Origin of the sequence: Streptacidiphilus jiangxiensis (assembly GCF_900109465.1) — a bacterium.
Taxonomy (GTDB): domain Bacteria; phylum Actinomycetota; class Actinomycetes; order Streptomycetales; family Streptomycetaceae; genus Streptacidiphilus; species Streptacidiphilus jiangxiensis.
In genome coordinates this window covers 77021-92431 of sequence record NZ_FOAZ01000006.1, presented here as the reverse complement: position 1 = coordinate 92431, position 15411 = coordinate 77021, and the positions used below count along the sequence as shown (strand labels likewise).

General features: G+C 72.5%; 13 protein-coding genes. 5 read left to right on the top strand and 8 right to left on the bottom strand.

What is annotated here, in order from left to right; translation table 11 throughout:
• Positions 1 to 65: 65 nt before the first annotated feature.
• Entirely contained in the window at positions 66 to 659 is a 594-nt protein-coding gene (locus tag BMY61_RS13610; RefSeq protein WP_042447266.1) for a GNAT family N-acetyltransferase, read from the bottom strand.
• A gap of 72 nt (positions 660 to 731) precedes the next feature.
• Between BMY61_RS13610 and BMY61_RS13605 the strand changes: the two genes are divergently transcribed.
• Together BMY61_RS13605 and BMY61_RS13600 are read left to right on the top strand one after the other, a co-directional pair.
• The gene (locus BMY61_RS13605) at positions 732 to 1475 is read left to right on the top strand and encodes an SOS response-associated peptidase (RefSeq protein WP_042447270.1); all 744 of its coding nucleotides are present in this window, start codon (positions 732 to 734) and stop codon (positions 1473 to 1475) included.
• A 373-nt stretch (positions 1476 to 1848) separates the two neighbouring features.
• A complete protein-coding gene (locus BMY61_RS13600; protein WP_236656001.1) occupies positions 1849 to 2118 on the top strand; it encodes a DUF3761 domain-containing protein in 270 nt (89 codons plus the stop codon).
• A 60-nt stretch (positions 2119 to 2178) separates the two neighbouring features.
• Here the strand turns inward: BMY61_RS13600 and BMY61_RS13595 are convergent, their stop codons facing one another.
• The 4 genes from BMY61_RS13595 to BMY61_RS13580 all read right to left on the bottom strand — a co-directional run bounded on the left by BMY61_RS13595 (position 2179) and on the right by BMY61_RS13580 (position 6716).
• Positions 2179 to 2721 (bottom strand): hypothetical protein, encoded by a 543-nt coding sequence (locus BMY61_RS13595; RefSeq protein WP_042447276.1) that lies wholly within the window; start codon positions 2719 to 2721, stop codon positions 2179 to 2181.
• Between the two features lie 60 nt (positions 2722 to 2781).
• Positions 2782 to 4026, bottom strand: a complete 1245-nt coding sequence (locus BMY61_RS13590) for an alpha/beta hydrolase family protein (RefSeq protein ID WP_042447278.1) — start codon at positions 4024 to 4026, stop codon at positions 2782 to 2784.
• 165 nt (positions 4027 to 4191) lie between these two features.
• The gene (locus tag BMY61_RS13585; protein WP_082014997.1) at positions 4192 to 6390 is read right to left on the bottom strand and encodes a sigma-70 family RNA polymerase sigma factor; all 2199 of its coding nucleotides are present in this window, start codon (positions 6388 to 6390) and stop codon (positions 4192 to 4194) included.
• Complete coding sequence (locus BMY61_RS13580) at positions 6387 to 6716, bottom strand: YciI family protein (RefSeq protein ID WP_042447284.1); 330 nt, start codon at positions 6714 to 6716, stop codon at positions 6387 to 6389. Before BMY61_RS13580 ends, BMY61_RS13585 begins: the two co-directional genes overlap by 4 nt.
• Positions 6717 to 6963: 247 nt before the next feature.
• Between BMY61_RS13580 and BMY61_RS13575 the strand changes: the two genes are divergently transcribed.
• The 3 genes from BMY61_RS13575 to BMY61_RS48365 all read left to right on the top strand — a co-directional run bounded on the left by BMY61_RS13575 (position 6964) and on the right by BMY61_RS48365 (position 10304).
• A complete protein-coding gene (locus BMY61_RS13575) occupies positions 6964 to 8235 on the top strand; it encodes an outer membrane protein assembly factor BamB family protein (protein WP_042447285.1) in 1272 nt (423 codons plus the stop codon).
• Between the two features lie 351 nt (positions 8236 to 8586).
• Complete coding sequence (locus tag BMY61_RS13570; RefSeq protein WP_042447286.1) at positions 8587 to 9135, top strand: GNAT family N-acetyltransferase; 549 nt, start codon at positions 8587 to 8589, stop codon at positions 9133 to 9135.
• A 101-nt stretch (positions 9136 to 9236) separates the two neighbouring features.
• A complete protein-coding gene (locus BMY61_RS48365) occupies positions 9237 to 10304 on the top strand; it encodes a DUF2637 domain-containing protein (RefSeq protein WP_201777562.1) in 1068 nt (355 codons plus the stop codon).
• Positions 10305 to 10419: 115 nt separating this feature from the next.
• Here BMY61_RS48365 and BMY61_RS13560 read toward each other — a convergent pair whose 3' ends face one another.
• From BMY61_RS13560 to icmF, 3 genes are all read right to left on the bottom strand, one after another.
• Positions 10420 to 10854: a VOC family protein gene (locus tag BMY61_RS13560; protein ID WP_042447287.1), complete on the bottom strand. Its 435-nt coding sequence runs from the start codon at positions 10852 to 10854 to the stop codon at positions 10420 to 10422.
• Positions 10854 to 11942, bottom strand: coding sequence for an enoyl-CoA hydratase/isomerase family protein (locus BMY61_RS13555; RefSeq protein ID WP_174514494.1), 1089 nt, complete (start codon positions 11940 to 11942; stop codon positions 10854 to 10856). The genes BMY61_RS13560 and BMY61_RS13555 overlap by 1 nt, the downstream gene beginning before the upstream one ends.
• Positions 11943 to 12030: 88 nt before the next feature.
• Complete coding sequence (gene icmF, locus BMY61_RS13550; protein WP_042447288.1) at positions 12031 to 15261, bottom strand: fused isobutyryl-CoA mutase/GTPase IcmF; 3231 nt, start codon at positions 15259 to 15261, stop codon at positions 12031 to 12033.
• Between the last annotated feature and the right edge of the window lie 150 nt (positions 15262 to 15411).

Genomic DNA, 15411 nt, shown 5'->3' with positions numbered 1-15411 from the left:
GTCTGCTGTCGCCCGCATCGTACTCGTCGCGCGCCCGGGCGGCGGGGTCCGTGCGGGCGCTCTCGTCAGGACGGCCAGGCGTCACCCTGGACGCGGGCGTGCAGATGCTCGTCGTGCCAGCCGTCGGCGTGCAGCAGGGCGCTGCGCATCGTCCCCTCCCGTGCGAACCCGGCCTTCTGCGCGACGCGGCAGGAGGCCTCGTTGGCCACCGAGTGGGTGATGCGCAGGCGGTGCAGGCCCAGGTCGTCGAGGGCCCACCGGCTGATCCGGACGACGGCGTCGACCATGGCCCCGCGGCCCCGGCCGGCCGGGAGCAGCCAGTACAGGAACTCGGCGCTGCCACCGGCGAGATCGATGTCGGCCAGACCGATCAGCCCCACCGCGGCACCGCCGCCCGGCTCCGCGACGGCCCAGATCGCCGCCTTCTCCTCCCGCCGACGCTGATCCCAGCGGCCGATCCGTTCCCGGGCGTCGTCAGGGGAGAGGAGGCCGAGGCGGTTCCAGTGCTGGACGTCCGGGTCCGTGCTCGCGGTCGCGAGGGCCCCGGCGTCGTCCGGCGTCCACGGCCGCAGCTCGAGGCCTCCGGCCAGGACGAACACCGGCTGCTCGGCCCCGCCCAGCCGGCCCGGCGGCACCACTGCGGGAATCGGAACGATCATCCGAGCATCATGCCAGCCGCGCCGAGCGCCACATCCGCCCCATCCGTGCGGTCGGCGTGGCAAGCTGGCGGCATGTGCGGCCGCTATGCGTCTTCCCGCAAGCCCGAGGACCTCGTCGAGCTGTTCGAGGTCACCCGGTGGAATCCGACCGAGACCCTGGCTCCGTCGTGGAACGTCGCTCCCACGGACGACGTGTGGGCGGTCCTGGAACGCCCGGACCGGGAGACCGGTGAGCTGGGCCGCGAGCTGCGGGCGCTGCGGTGGGGGTTGGTGCCGTCCTGGGCGAAGGACCCGTCCGTCGGCTCCCGGATGATCAACGCCCGGGTGGAGACCGTGCACGAGAAGCCCGCCTTCCGCCGCGCCTTCACCAAGCGCCGCTGCCTGCTGCCGGCGGACGGCTTCTACGAGTGGACCGCGGAGCCGGCAGCGGAGGGCCGCAAGGCCTACAAGCAGCCCTGGTACATCGCCCCCGAGGACAGCGCGCCGATGGCCCTCGCGGGCCTGTACGAGTGGTGGCGCGACAAGACCCGCGACGAGGACGACCCCCTGGCCTGGTGGGCCACCTGCACCATCATCACCACCGAGGCCACCGACGCCGCGGGACGGGTCCACCCGCGCATGCCGCTCGCCATCGAGCGCCCCGACTTCGAGGCCTGGCTCGATCCCTCCCACCAGGACCCCCACGAGCTCCGCGCCCTCCTCACCGAACCCGCCGCCGGCCACCTCGCCGCCCGCCAGGTCTCCCTGGCCGTCAACAACGTCCGCAACAACGGCCCCGAGCTCCTGGACCCGCCGCCGACTCCCGCAGACGCCTGACCGACGCCGCCCGTCCGGGCCTTGGCCCGCCCACGAGTGAGCCACGGATCCGGGTGACGGCGTGCAGTATCTCGTCGCGGTTCGGTGAGGTGCTGCGGGTTGTCCGCCCACAGCCACCCGTGCCGGGGCGCAACGCAGGCAGGTGAGGCGGCGCGGAGCGAAGATCCGGCGATGGCGCGGGTCCGGATCGACCTCCTCCGGCTGCACCAGGGCGCCGCTTCCGCACCGAGGGCAGTCCGCGTGGCTCCCGTCCGCACACCGTTTTCGGTCATCGCCGAGGACTGAGGTGGGGCGATTTTCGGGACTTCATACAGTCCGTCAGTCATGTCGCGATAGGTTCTGCGCCTAACCTGCTTCCCACCAAGGAGAGATCTTGCTTCGCAAGACCCTCGCGGCCGGTCTGGCTGCCGCCGCTCTCGCCGTCGTTCCTGCGACGGTGGCCTCGGCCAGCTCCGTCCTGCCGGTCACGAACACCGCGCACCACTGCGTGAGCCACACGACGGGCCTGTGCGGCTGGACGCACCACCAGCGTCCGGCGAACAAGTACGAGACGGCGCAGTGCAAGGACCGCACGATCTCCGAGAGCCGTCACAGCTCCGGCACGTGCTCGCACCACCACGGCGTGCGTTACTGGTTCAAGTAGGCCGCAGACCGAAGGAACTGGCCGGAGCCCTCCCCGCCGACGGGGAGGGCTCCGGCCAGTTCACTGTTCCGTCTCCAGGGCTTCCCGGGCGGCCCGCTGGAACGCGGCCAGAGGCTCCCGCTTGGCGTCGGAGGACTCCGCGAACCGGGGCAGGTAGCGGCTCCGGTGGGTCGTTCCGTCGCCGATCGCCGCGCGGGCCCACTCGGTTCCGACGCCCGCCCACTCGCGCATGGCGATGTGCAGAGCGGCCGCGGCCTCGGCCGTCCGGCCGGGGCCGGCTATCGCGACTCCGGAGGAGGCCGCGCTGAACCGGGCGTAGGCGTCGTGGGTTTCGGCGAAGGCCGTGCGCCATTCGGCTGTGGTGGTGTCCTCGTGGTCCGAGAGCTGGTCGGCCATCTTCCACCAGGCCGCGGTCAACTCGCGTGTCGCGGTGAGGAACGCCGCGTAGGCGTCCCGTCGGATGTCGTCACGCCAGCGGTCGCGTTCGACTCGCTGCTGGTCGCGCTGGCGCCGACTCTGGCTGAAGACCGACAGCCAACCGCCGCCGAGGCCTCCGGCCGCCCCCACCGCCGCGCCGATGACGGCTGCCACGCTTCCGTCCATGCAGGTGATGAGACCACAGCCCCCTGGTGCGCACCAGGGGGCACGGCGGAGCGGCCCGGCTCACGGGAGGAACGTCACCGCCGGGAAGGCGGGGGAGGGGCCGGTGAGGAGGCGCTCGTGCCGGTGGCGCAGGTGCTCGTCGAAGAAGGCGAGCGGGTAGGCCTGCTGGATCCGGACGCCCTGGGTCGGATCGAGGGTGCCGATCCAGTTCTGGAGCTGGCCCGCGTTCCAGTCGAACACCTTGGCCACCTGCGGGAACAGGGCTTCCTCGTCGCCGTAGGAGGAGTGGACCGCGCCCTGGGCCTGGACGTTGAGGCGCCAGCCGCGCAGGTTGGACCAGAAGCGGGCGGCGGCGGGGTCCTGGGCGCGGGTGAAGACCGCCGTCATCATCATGAACGGCCGGTCCAGGGTGCCGGTCAGCGGCGGGTTCATCTGCATGGGGCCGTCGAGGCTGAGGCCGGCGCGGATGCGGTGGTCGGCGAGGGTGGCGCAGGCGGTGGCGGTGCCGCCCTTGGACCAGCCGAAGGCGCCCATGCGGCGGGGGTCGAGGGCGCCGAGCAGTCCGTCGGGGAGCGGGCGGCGGTCGACGTCGGGGTTGTTGCCGGCCGCGAGCCGTTCGACGCAGTCGAGGACGAACCGCAGGTCCCGGGCGAAGTCGCCCGGGAACGTGGGGGCGGTGGGGTCGTGGCTCGGGACGCCGATCCGGCCGTCCGGGAACTCGGTGTAGGTGTCGTACTGGTGGGCCACCGTCACCACCGCGTAGCCGTGGCTGGCCAGCTCCTGGACCATGGTCGTGTGGTCGCCCTGGTGGCTGTGGGCGCCGTGCGAGTAGACGAGGACGGGCAGCCTGCCCTCCGTGCGCCGCACCGGCGCGCCCACGTGGGCGGAGGTCGACGGCGCCAGGTCGGCCAGGGCGCTGAAGCCGACGTCGGCCAGGAACGGCTTGAGCGCGCCGGAAGGGATCCAGGGCGCCACCGGATACCGGTGGAGGTGCTGCCGGGCTGCGGGGTACCAGACGGTGGCCATCAACTCGCGGAAGTGCCCGGGGCCGGCGATCGCGTCGGGGCGGGACCGGTCGACGAGGTGCAGCGGGACCTGGCCGACCGGGTACGGCCCGGTCGGCGCGGGCAGGGTCAGCCGCTCGGGGGCGGGGGCGGCGCCGGAGTTGGTCGGCCTGCGCGGTGTCGCCCAGGCCGACGGGCCCGTGACGGCGGCGAGCGGCAGGGCCGCCCCTGCGGCCAGCGTGGCTCCCAGCAGGCGTCGACGCGTCATGATGCTGTGGCCGGTGATCGGTGTGGTGGTCACGGACCCTCCCCCTGGTGACGGATCGTCATGCGTGCCGTCACGGCGGTTCCGTGGGCACGAGCCCACGCTGTCATCCGCCCTCGCACGGGCGCTTCGGCCCACGGATTGATCATTCGGGCCGAGCGGGGGCCCACGGGTGTACACCCGTGGGACGAGGCGCGGGGTTCAGCGGCCGGTCCGGAGCAGGCGGAGGGTGAAACCGACTCCGGCCGGGTCGAGTTGGCGGGTGGCCTGCTTGAACTGGTATTCCGCTCGCTCGTAGGACAGGCGGCGCCGTCCGGTCTGCGGACACAGGTCGGCCGCGTCGGCAGGGGTGCGGGCGGGAGCCGGGCGGCGGGCGCTGAGGAAGAGCGGGCCGCTGGTCCGTCCGCCCGCCAACTGGGCCACGTGGGACGTGGTTGCAGGGCGCCAGCAGATGAACGACCGCCCCGAGCGGGCGCGGTCGTGGGGCAGGTCGACGTCCTGGACGTTCAGGGCCAGTACGGCGGTGACCGTCGCCCCGGACTCGTGCAGCACCCGCCACAGCAGCCGGTCGCGCGCCGGGATCGCCGGATCACGCAGCAGGGAGCGCAACACCTCGCGGGGCAGGGCGGCTTGGGACGGTGCGCGGCCGCCGCCGAGGGTGCCCGGCGCCGAGGTGGGGGCGGCGACGCGTGCGGCGTCCGTCGCACGACGGGGAACGGCGTCGGCCAGCGCGTCCTGCCCTGCCCAGGCCGCGAAGGAGCGCAACGTGGCGCGGTGCCGGTTCCAGGTCGCGGGCGCCGCCGCGCCCCAGGCGGCGCGGAAGACGCGCGCGACCTGGTCGGCCGTCACCTCGTCCAGCGGAGCGGTCGCGCCGAGCCCGGCACACAGGCGGTGCATGGTCTGCGCGTACGACCGCCGGGTCGCGGCACCCCACCCGGTACCTGCCAGGAACTCGTCTGCTGCCTGGCCGAGTTGCCGGCCGATGGAGCCGTCACCGCCCTGCGCGTCGGCACCGCCCCGCGGTTCCGTGCGGCTCAGCGCCTCGGCGCGGCGCAGCAGGAAGGCGCGCTCGGCGTCGTTGCGGGTGAGACCGGCGGCGCGACGGAACTCCGAGCGGGCCTCCGTTGTGCGCCCCAGGCGCTGGAGCAGGTCGGCCCGGACGCTCGGCAGCAGGTGGTAGTCCTGGAGGGTCGGATCCAGTCGGAGCGAGTCGAGCAGGTCCAGCCCCGCCTGCGGGCCCTCGGCCCGGCCCACCGCCACCGCCCGGTTCAGCTGGACGACGGGCGTCGGCAGGAGATGGCTCAGCGCCTGGTAGAGCGCGGCGATCTGCGTCCAGTCGGTGTCCTCGTCCGTGCGGGCCTGGGCGTGGCAGACGGCGATGGCCGCCTGCAGCAGATACGGGCCTGGTGGCCCCGGCCGGTCACCGGCGAGCAGGTCGCGGGCGCGCAGCATCGCCTCGAAACCCCGGCGGATCAGCAGCGGATCCCACCGGCCCCGGTTCTGCTCGTGCAGTTGGACCGGTTCCCCGTCGGGACCGGTTCGCGCGGCCTGCCGGGAGGCCTGCAGCTCCATGAGGGCGACCAGGGCGTGTGCCTCCGGCTCGCGCGGGGCGAGCCGGGCCAGGAGTCGGCCGAGTCGCAGCGCCGTCAGGCACAGCTCGGGGCGGATCAGGTCCTCGCCGGAGGTGGCCGCGTAGCCCTCGTTGAACACCAGGTAGACGACCTCGAGCGCGGCGCCGATCCGTTCGGACACCTCCTCGGCGGCGGGTGCGGCCGAGAAGTCGACGCGCTGGTGCGCGAGGATGCGTTTGCCGTCGGCGATCCGGCGGGTGACGGTCGTGGTGTCCAGCAGCAGGGCGCGCGCGATCTCGTCCGGTGTCAGGCCGGCCAACAGGCGCAGCGTCAGCGCGATCCGCGCCTGCGGCGGCAGGGCGGGGTGGCAGGTGAGGAGCAGCAGGCGCAGCACGTCGGCGGACTCGTCGCCCGCGTCGCCGTCGCCCACCTCGCCCACCTCGTCGGCGGGTTGTACGGGCTCCCCGCGGTCCCGTTCGCGTGCGAGTTCGGCCTGCTTGCGTTCCTCGCGCTGCTCGCGGCGGATCCGGTCCACGGCGCGGCGCTTGGCGATGGTCGTGAGCCAGGCGGCCGGGTTGTTCGGCACGCCGGTGGCCGGCCACTGCTCCAGCGCGGCCACCATCGCGTCCTGCGCGAGCTCCTCGGCCGCGCCCACGTCCCGCACGATCCGCACCAGCGCGGCCACGATCCGTGCCGACTCCAGCCGCCACACGGCGGAGACGGCCGCGTGCACATCCGTGGTGTGCACCTCCGTGCCCGGCGGTGTCGCGGCGCCGGGCGGCGTCGGGGCGGCGGCCTTGCCGCCCCGAGCGCCCGATTCCCCGCTCACGGCCCGAAGACCTGCTGCAGGACGCTCTCGCCGTCACCGACGATCCGGCGGAAGCGCCGGGCCAGCTCGATCGCCTCCTCCTGGGAGGCGACCTCCACGAGCGCGAACCCGGCCACGGCCTCGCGGGCCTCGGTGAAGGGCCCGTCCGTCACGGTCAGTTCGTCGCCGTGCGACACCACCCGCACGCCCTGCGGCGCCAGCCCGCCGGTCGCCAGCAGGATCCCGGCGGCGGTCATCTCCTCGACGAACGCGGCCATCTCGACGAAGAGCTTCTCGTCCGGCGCGGGGGTGGTCTCGGTGGTGAGGGCGGTCATCAGGTAACGCATGGCTTCTGCTCCTTCTCGTCCGGTCGCCGCCTTGCGCAGCGCCTTCTGCCCTTACGTCGAACCAGTCCATATGACAGGGAACACCTCTGTGACCTCAGGATATCCTGAATTCCGACCTGGCGTCCGGCTTCTTCGTGCGTCGGTGTGCCCGCCATCGGTATGCTCGGACGCTTCGCCGCGGGACGGGTGGCTGTCCTCGAACCGGACCGCGCGGCACCTCAGTTGAACGGAAGGCCGGAGAACGTCCATGGAGCAGTCGTCGCCCACCCGTCGCAACTTCCTGTGGGCGGGCGGCGGGGTGGTTCTCGCCACCGCGGTCGGGGGAGTGCTCACCCTCACCGGAGGTGGCCGCGACGCTTCCCACACCAAGGCCGGGAAGGCCGGGAAGGGCGACCGGGCGGGGGCGGCCGTGGAGAACACCGGATCGATGTCCTCGACCGCATCGCCGCACACCGCGTGGAGCCTGCCCGTGGGCGGCATCGTGCGCGCCCTGCGCTACCAGGACGGCAGGGTCTACGTCGTCACGATCCCGGGCGGCCTGCTGGCTGCCGACGCCGCGACCGGACGCGTCCTGTGGCGGGAGTCGATATGGACCACGGCCCGTGAAGGCGACTTCGCCGTGGACAACGGCGTCCTGTACGTCTGCGGTGCGCTGACCGAGGGAGGCGAGGCGGAGCTGCTCGCGCTGGACGCCGCCTCGGGCCGACGGCTGTGGACGTACGCCGCGCCGTCGACCGCGGTGCTGGGCGGCGCCTACGGGGTGCTGGACGGCGCGGTGCTCGTGATCGTCTACAACCACGTCACCTCGCGCCGTGAGGTGTGGTCCGTGGACACGCGGACCCGTCACGTGCGGTGGCGGGCCCACTGCCCCGACGACAACACCACGTTGTACGTGCCGCCGACCGGGACGCTCGTCTACGACCTCGACCCGAACGGTGCGAACATCCAGGCTCTGGACACGGCCAGGCACGGTGCCGTGGCCTGGGCCGGAGCCGGCTCCGCAGGGGATCCGATGTCCGCCGCGTCCAGCTGCCTGGCGACCGGGCTGGTCGGCGGGAAGGTGCTGACGACGGACGGGCAGGGTTCCATCGCCGCGCTCGACCCGGCGACCGGCAAGGTGGCCTGGAAGGTCCCGGCCACGTCGGGCGCCGCCGGTGCCTTCGGTGCGTCGACGGTCTCGCTCTTCGCCGACGGCGGCGACGTCTACTACGTGTGGGACGGGCGGCATCTCACCGCGAGGCAGGCGGGCGCGGCCGGGGCACAGCTGTGGACCGCGTCGGTGAAGACCGGCGGCTTCGCGCTCAACACGCAGGTCCTCGTCGACCCCGACAGCGACACGCTGTTCGTCACCGGCGCCGCCCTCTACGCAGCCGACCTGCGTACGGGCGGTTGCCGGTGGCAGTACAGCGGCACCGGTCCGATCCCGGTCTCGTTCGACACGCCGATGGCCGCCGGCGGTGGACACTGCTACCTCGCCGCCGACCGGTCGACGGTCGTCGCCCTGACGTCCTCCGCCTGAGACGGGGAGCCGCTCAGGCGGCCGGCCGACGCCTCACCAGACGGCGCATCAGGAAGCTCGTCCAGCCGAGCGGGGCGTCGACCGGCGTGTGGGCGTGGCCAGCAGCACCAGCGGCGGCGGCTCCGCACCGCCGGTCGGGGCCCAGACCGTGCCGGGCACCACGGCGCCCGCGCCCGATCCCGACCCCGATCCGCGCACGGTGAACGTCCGCCGCACAGCGTGCTCGGAGGTCCGCCGAGGCTCGCCGAACTCCGCGTGACGCCCCATCACGCCATCCAAGCACGCGGGAGGGCGCGGCCCACCGGGAAAACCGGTTCCCTGCCCGCCCGGTGAGGGCGCAGGATGGCGCCCATGACGCTGGTCACTCCCACACTGCACACCGCCCGCCTGCGGCTGCGTCCCTTCGCCGACGCCGACGCGGCCCCCCTCTACGCGCTGCACAGCAACACCGACGTGATGCGCTACTGGGACTCCCCGCCCTGGACCGACCCGGCACGCGCCGAGCGCTTCCTCACGACCTGCCGGACGATGGCGGACGAGGACGCCGGCGTGCGGGTGGCCATCGAACGCGCCTCGGACGGGGCCTTCGTCGGCTGGTGCACGCTCACCGGGTGGAACCCGGAGTACCGCAGCGCGTCGATGGGCTACATCCTCAACGAGGCGATGTGGGGCCACGGCTACGCGACGGAAGCCGCGCACGCCGTCCTGCGGTGGGGCTTCGACACACTGGACCTGAACCGGGTTCAGGCCGAGGCCGACACCCGCAACGTGGCGTCCGCCCGGGTGCTGGAGAAGATGGGATTCGTGCACGAAGGGACGCTGCGCGAGGACTGCGTCGTCAACGGCGAGGTGTCCGACTCGTGGGTGTTCGGGTTGATCAGGCGGGAGTGGCGGCCGTAGGCCTCTCCGCCCGGGACCCACCGGGTGGCGAGGCGCGGACCGGGTTGTGTGAAGCTAGTGCCCCGGTTCGAACAAGCAGGCGCCACCGCGAGGGGACAGAGATGGATCACCGACAGGTGAGCAGCGGCCAGAAGACGCTGACGATCACGGTGGTGACCGGCACCATCCTCATCGCCTGCATCGGCTTCGTCGGCTCCTACAACGCCGTTCTGCGCCTCGCCCAGCACAACGGGTTCGGCTGGTTCTCCTACGTCCTGCCGATCGGCATCGACGTCGGCATCACGGTCTTCCTCGCGCTGGACCTGCTGCTCACCTGGATGCGCATCCCGCTGCCCATCCTGCGCCAGCTCGCCTGGGTCCTCACCGGGGCGACCATCGTCTTCAACGCGGCGTCGGCCTGGCCCAACCCGCTCTCCAGCGGCATGCACGCCGTTGTCCCGCTGCTCTTCGTCGCCGCGATCGAGGCCGCCCGGCACACGGTCGGGCGAATCGCCCAGATCCAGGCCAACACCCTCTTCGAACGGACGCGGCTCGGCCGGTGGATCTGGTCGCCGATCGCCACCCTCCGGCTCTTCCGCCGCCGCATGCTCTGGGAGCTGCGCTCCTACGAGGAAGCCCTGGAGATGGAGCGCCGCCGGCTCGTCTACCGGGCCCGCCTGCGCGCCACCTACGGCCGCCTGTGGCGCTACCGGGCACCGGTCGACTTCATCCTGCTGCTCAAGCTGGCGAACCTCGGCGAGCCGCTGCCCGAGTTCCGGGTCGAGACCGTCCCGGCGCTCCCGGCCCCCCGGCTCGACCTCCCGGCACTCCCTGGCTCGCGCCCGGAGCCGGCGGCGACGGTCGGAGCCGCGGGCGGTGTGACCATCAGCGAGCCCGAGACGGAGGAACCCGCCACGCAGCGGCAACCGCAGGCGCAGCCGGAGACCCGTCTCGCCGTGGCGAGCCTGGGCAGCGCGGTGGAGCGCTACCGCGCCGCCTTCGACGACTACACCGACCGACACGGGGAGTTCCCCGACCAGAACCAGCTGGCGCAGTGGCTCTTCGAGGAGCACGGCATCACCGGCCGTACCGGCGCCATGCTCAACCCCGACTACCTCCGCCTCTACCTCGCCGGGTTCCAGGCGTCCTGGCACGTCGACCAGGCCGTGCCGGTCGACGTCTCGCAGTAGTCACCGGCGGCGCTGTTCCGCCATGCGGGTCAGGAGCGGGGCGACGGCACCGCTCGCGCGGGCAGGGCGCCCGCGCGGGACGTTCGGCGCCGGGGAGGTCCGGGGGTCGGTCGAGTCAGTCGAGGCAGAACTCGTTGCCCTCGACGTCCTGCATCGTGATGCACGACTCGTTGAACTCGTCCGCGACCTGCACCAGCACGGTGGTCGCACCGAGCCCCTCCAGGCGGGCGCACTCGGCCTTGAGGGTGGCCAGGCGCTCCTCGCCGACGAGGCCGGTGCCGGCGCGCACGTCGAGGTGGACGCGGTTCTTGACGACCTTGCCCTCGGGGACGCGCTGGAAGTACATCCGCGGGCCCTCGCCGGTGGGGTCCATGGCGACGAAGGACGCCCCCTGACGCTCGGCCGGCAGGGAGGCGTTGTACTCGTCCCAGGAGGCGAAGCCCTGCGGGGCCGGGGGCACGACGTACCCCAGCACCTCGCACCAGAAGCGCGCGACGCGCTCCGGGTCCGCGCAGTCGAAGGTGACCTGGAACTTCTTGATCGTTGACATCAGCGCACCATAGCAGAGCCGAAAGCGGCTGCCGCCAGGCCGAGTTCGGCGTCGCCGAGCGGCGCGAAGAAGCGGGCCACGGCCTCGTCCGTCACCGCCGCCAGGGTGGGCGGGTTCCAGCGCGGTGTGCGGTCCTTGTCGACCACCTGGGCCCGGATGCCCTCCGGCAGGTCGGGGGTGGTCAGGGCGTGGCAGGAGACCCGGAACTCCTGATCCAGCGTGGCTTCCAGGGTGGTCAGCCGGCGGGCCCGGCGCAGCGAGGCGAGCGTCGCCTTGACCGCCGTGGGGGAGTTGGCGACGATGAGGCGCGCGGCGTCGGCCGCTGAGCCGTCGCCGTCGCCGTCGGCGGAGAGCCGGGACAGCAGCCCCTCGACGGTGTCCGCCGCGTAGCACGCGTCGATCCACCTCCGCTGCCGCGCGAGCGGCGCGTCCGGTGCCGCACCGACATGACGCGCGAGGGCAGCGTCGAGCCCGTGTGCGGCCAGGTCGTCGACGAGCGCGCCCAGTCGGTCGGACGGGACGTAGTGGTCGGCGAGGCCGCAGAGCAGGGCGTCGCCCGGGCCGATTGTCGCCGCAGTGAGGGCGAGGTGCGTGCCGAGTTCGCCGGGGGCGCGGGAGAGCAGGTAGGTGCCGCCGACGTCGGGGACCAGGCCGATGCGGGTCTCCGGCATCGCCATCCGGGTGCGCTCGGTGACGATCCGTACGCTGCCGTGGGCGGAGAGCCCGACGCCGCCGCCCATCACGATGCCGTCCATGAGGGCCACGTACGGCTTGGGGTAGCGGGCGATCCTGGCGTTCAGCCGGTACTCGTCCTGCCAGAAGCGGCGGGTGGGCTCGACATCGCCGTTCACGGCGTCGCGGTGGATGGCGCGGATGTCCCCGCCCGCGCACAGGCCGCGCTCGCCGGCGCCGCTGAGGACCACGAGTTCCACGGCGTCGTCGTGCTCCCAGGCGTCCAGGGCGGCGGAGATGCGGGCCACCATCTCGTGGGTGAGGGCGTTGAGCGCCCCCGGCCGGTTGAGCACGATCCGCCCGGCGCGGCCGTCCCGGTGGACGAGGACGGACTGCTCGTGGATCTCGGTGCCCATGCCGTTGTGACCTTCCTTCGTGGTTCTCGCCCAGGCGTCGACGGTGGGTGGGGCGGTCCGGGAGCCGGACCGCCCCACCCGCGTTCGGTCAGACGTTACGACGGTACTGGCCGCCGACCTCGAAGAACGCCTCGGTGACCTGCTGCAGGGAGCAGACCCGGGCGGCGTCCATGAGGACGGCGAACACGTTGTCGCCGTTGACGGCCGCCTCCCGCAGGGCGGTGAGGGCGGCGTGGGCCTCGTCGTGGTGGCCGGCCTGGAACTCGCGCACACGCTGGAGCTGCGAGCGCTTCTCGTCCTCGGTCGCGCGGGCCAGCTCGATGGGGCCGGGGGCCGCGGTGTCGGCGTGCGGGTTGCGGAAGGTGTTGACGCCGATGATCGGCAGGGTGCCGTCGTGCTTGCGCTGCTCGTAGAGCATCGACTCGTCCTGGATGCGGCCGCGCTGGTAACCGGTCTCCATGGCGCCCAGCACGCCGCCACGCTCGCTGATGCGCTCGAACTCCTGCAGCACCGCCTCCTCGACCAGGTCGGTGAGCTCGTCGGTGATGAACGAGCCCTGGAGGGGGTTCTCGTTCATCGCCAGGCCCCACTCCCGGTTGATGATCAGCTGGATGGCCAGCGCCCGGCGCACCGACTCCTCGGTCGGGGTGGTGACGGCCTCGTCGTAGGCGTTGGTGTGCAGGCTGTTGCAGTTGTCGTAGATGGCGATGAGCGCCTGCAGCGTGGTGCGGATGTCGTTGAAGTCCATCTCCTGCGCGTGCAGCGAGCGACCGGAGGTCTGGACGTGGTACTTCAGCTTCTGCGAGCGCTCGTTGGCGCCGTACTTCTGCTTCATCGTCACGGCCCAGATGCGGCGGGCGACCCGGCCGAGCACCGAGTACTCCGGGTCCATGCCGTTGGAGAAGAAGAACGACAGGTTAGGGGCGAAGTCGTCGATGTGCATGCCGCGCGCCAGGTAGGCCTCGACGTAGGTGAAACCGTTGGCGAGGGTGAAGGCGAGCTGGCTGATCGGGTTCGCGCCGGCCTCGGCGATGTGGTAGCCGGAGATGGAGACCGAGTAGAAGTTCCGCACCTTGTGGGCGATGAACCACTCCTGGATGTCGGCCATCATCCGCAGCGAGAACTCGGTGGAGAACAGGCAGGTGTTCTGGCCCTGGTCCTCCTTGAGGATGTCCGCCTGCACGGTGCCGCGGACGTTGGCCAGCGCGTGGGCGCGCAGCCCGTCCAGCTCCTCGGGGGAGGGGTCGCGACCCTCGGCGGCGCGGAAACGCTCGACCTGCTGGTCGATGGTGGTGTTGAGGAAGAACGCCAGCACGGTCGGCGCGGGGCCGTTGATCGTCATCGAGACCGAGGTCGTCGGCGCGATCAGGTCCAGGCCGTCGTAGAGGACCTTCATGTCGTCCAGCGTGGCGACCGAGACACCGGAGGTGCCGACCTTGCCGTAGACGTCGGGACGCTCGTCGGGGTCGCGACCGTAGAGGGTGACGGAGTCGAACGCGGTCGACAGGCGGGTGGCCGGCTGGCCCTCCGACAGCAGCTTGAACCGCTTGTTGGTGCGCTGCGGGTCGCCCTCGCCGGCGAACATGCGCGCCGGGTCCTCGCCGTCGCGCTTGAACGGGAAGACGCCCGCGGTGAAGGGGAAGTAGCCCGGCAGGTTCTCCCGGCGCCAGAACCGCACCAGCTCCTGGTGGTCGGTGAACCGGGGCAGCGCCACGCGCGGGATCTTGTTGCCGGACAGGGACTCGCGGGTCAGCGCGGTGCGGATCTCCTTGTCACGGACCTTCACGACCTGCTCCGTGCCGGAGTAGGAGGCGACGACCGCAGGCCAGCCCTCGATCTGCTCGGCGAGGTCGTAGGGGAGCTGGCGGCAGGCCTCGGTGAGCAGCTCGGTGACGCTCGCGTCGTCGAGCCCGGCCGCGACCAGCTCCGCCTTGACGGCGTTCAGGTACTGCACCCGGCGGGCGGCGGTGGCCAGCAGCTCGGTCTCGGCGTGGTAGCCGCGGACGGTCTCGACGATCTCCGCGAGGTAGCGGACCCGGTCGGCGGGCACGACCTGGCGGATACCGGAGGAGTGGCGCACGTCGACCGCCGGCAGCGCGCCCTCGGACACCTCCAGGCCCTTCTCGGCCAGGAGGGTCTTCAGGTGCTGGTGCAGCGCGGTGACGCCGTCGTCGTTGAAGGTGGCGGCGGAGGTGCCGAAGACCGGCATGTCGTCCGGCTTCTGGTGGAACGCCTGGCGGTTGCGCACCAGCTGGCGGCTGACGTCGCGCAGCGCGTCCTTGGCGCCGCGGCGCTCGAACTTGTTGATGGTGACCACGTCGGCGAAGTCGAGCATGTCGATCTTCTCAAGCTGCGAGGCGGCGCCGAACTCCGGCGTCATCACGTAGAGGGAGGCGTCGACGAAGGGCACGATGGCCGCGTCGCCCTGGCCGATGCCGGGCGTCTCCACGATCACCAGGTCGAAGCCCGCGGCCTTGACGACGTCGATCACCTCGGAGAGGTGCTCGGGCACCTCGTGGCTGCCGCGGGTGGCCAGGCTGCGGAAGAAGACCCGGTTGCCGTCGAGGGAGTTCATCCGGATGCGGTCGCCGAGCAGGGCGCCGCCGCCGCGCCGGCGCGTCGGGTCGACGGCGATCACGGCGATGCGCAGCTTGTCCTGCTGGTCGACGCGGAAGCGGCGCACCAGCTCGTCGGTGAGCGAGGACTTGCCGGAGCCGCCGGTGCCGGTGATGCCCAGGACCGGAACGGTCCGCGCGGCCGCGGCGGCGCGCACCTGCTCCAGGAAGTCGGGGGTGAGCCGGCCGAGCTCGGCCCCGGTGATGGCGCGCGCGAGCGCGGAGCGGTCGCCGCTCAGCACGGCGGCGAGGTCGGCGGGACCGGTCTGCCACAGGTCGAAGTCGCAGTCGCGGATCACCGTGTTGATCATCCCGGCCAGGCCGAGCCGCTGGCCGTCCTCCGGGGAGAAGATGGTCACCCCGCTCCGGCGCAGCCGGGCGATCTCCTCGGGCACGATCACCCCGCCACCGCCGCCCACCACGCGGATGTGCTCCCCGCCGCGCTCCCGCAGCGACTGGACCAGGTACTCGAAGTACTCGACGTGCCCGCCCTGGTACGACGAGACCGCCACGCCCTGGACGTCCTCCTCGATCGCCGCGTCCACGACCTCCTGCACCGACCGGTTGTGCCCGAGGTGGATCACCTCGGCGCCCTGCGACTGGAAGATCCGCCGCATGACGTTGATCGACGCGTCGTGCCCGTCGAACAGCGCCGAGGCGGTGACCAGGCGGACAGGGCTCTCGGGTACGTGCAGATCGCTCATGGTGGCCTTCCAGGGCAGGGCGGAGGAGCGCCGACGATGCAGATACTAGGACGTCCTAGTAAATCGTAGAGGATCGGGGGGGTGTGGGAGTGATCACTTCCTCGCGCGCCGCCCGGATCCCCGCTTCCCGGATGTGGCGCGAGGCGTCCG

Coding starts and splice junctions, on each gene's coding strand:
- BMY61_RS13595 (WP_042447276.1), bottom strand. CDS start 2,721: ATGGACGGAAGCGTGGCAGCCGTCATCGGCGCGGCGGTGGGGGCGGCC.
- BMY61_RS48365 (WP_201777562.1), top strand. CDS start 9,237: ATGGATCACCGACAGGTGAGCAGCGGCCAGAAGACGCTGACGATCACG.
- BMY61_RS13560 (WP_042447287.1), bottom strand. CDS start 10,854: ATGTCAACGATCAAGAAGTTCCAGGTCACCTTCGACTGCGCGGACCCG.
- BMY61_RS13610 (WP_042447266.1), bottom strand. CDS start 659: ATGATCGTTCCGATTCCCGCAGTGGTGCCGCCGGGCCGGCTGGGCGGG.
- BMY61_RS13580 (WP_042447284.1), bottom strand. CDS start 6,716: ATGCGTTACCTGATGACCGCCCTCACCACCGAGACCACCCCCGCGCCG.
- icmF (WP_042447288.1), bottom strand. CDS start 15,261: ATGAGCGATCTGCACGTACCCGAGAGCCCTGTCCGCCTGGTCACCGCC.
- BMY61_RS13555 (WP_174514494.1), bottom strand. CDS start 11,942: ATGGGCACCGAGATCCACGAGCAGTCCGTCCTCGTCCACCGGGACGGC.
- BMY61_RS13570 (WP_042447286.1), top strand. CDS start 8,587: ATGACGCTGGTCACTCCCACACTGCACACCGCCCGCCTGCGGCTGCGT.
- BMY61_RS13575 (WP_042447285.1), top strand. CDS start 6,964: ATGGAGCAGTCGTCGCCCACCCGTCGCAACTTCCTGTGGGCGGGCGGC.
- BMY61_RS13605 (WP_042447270.1), top strand. CDS start 732: ATGTGCGGCCGCTATGCGTCTTCCCGCAAGCCCGAGGACCTCGTCGAG.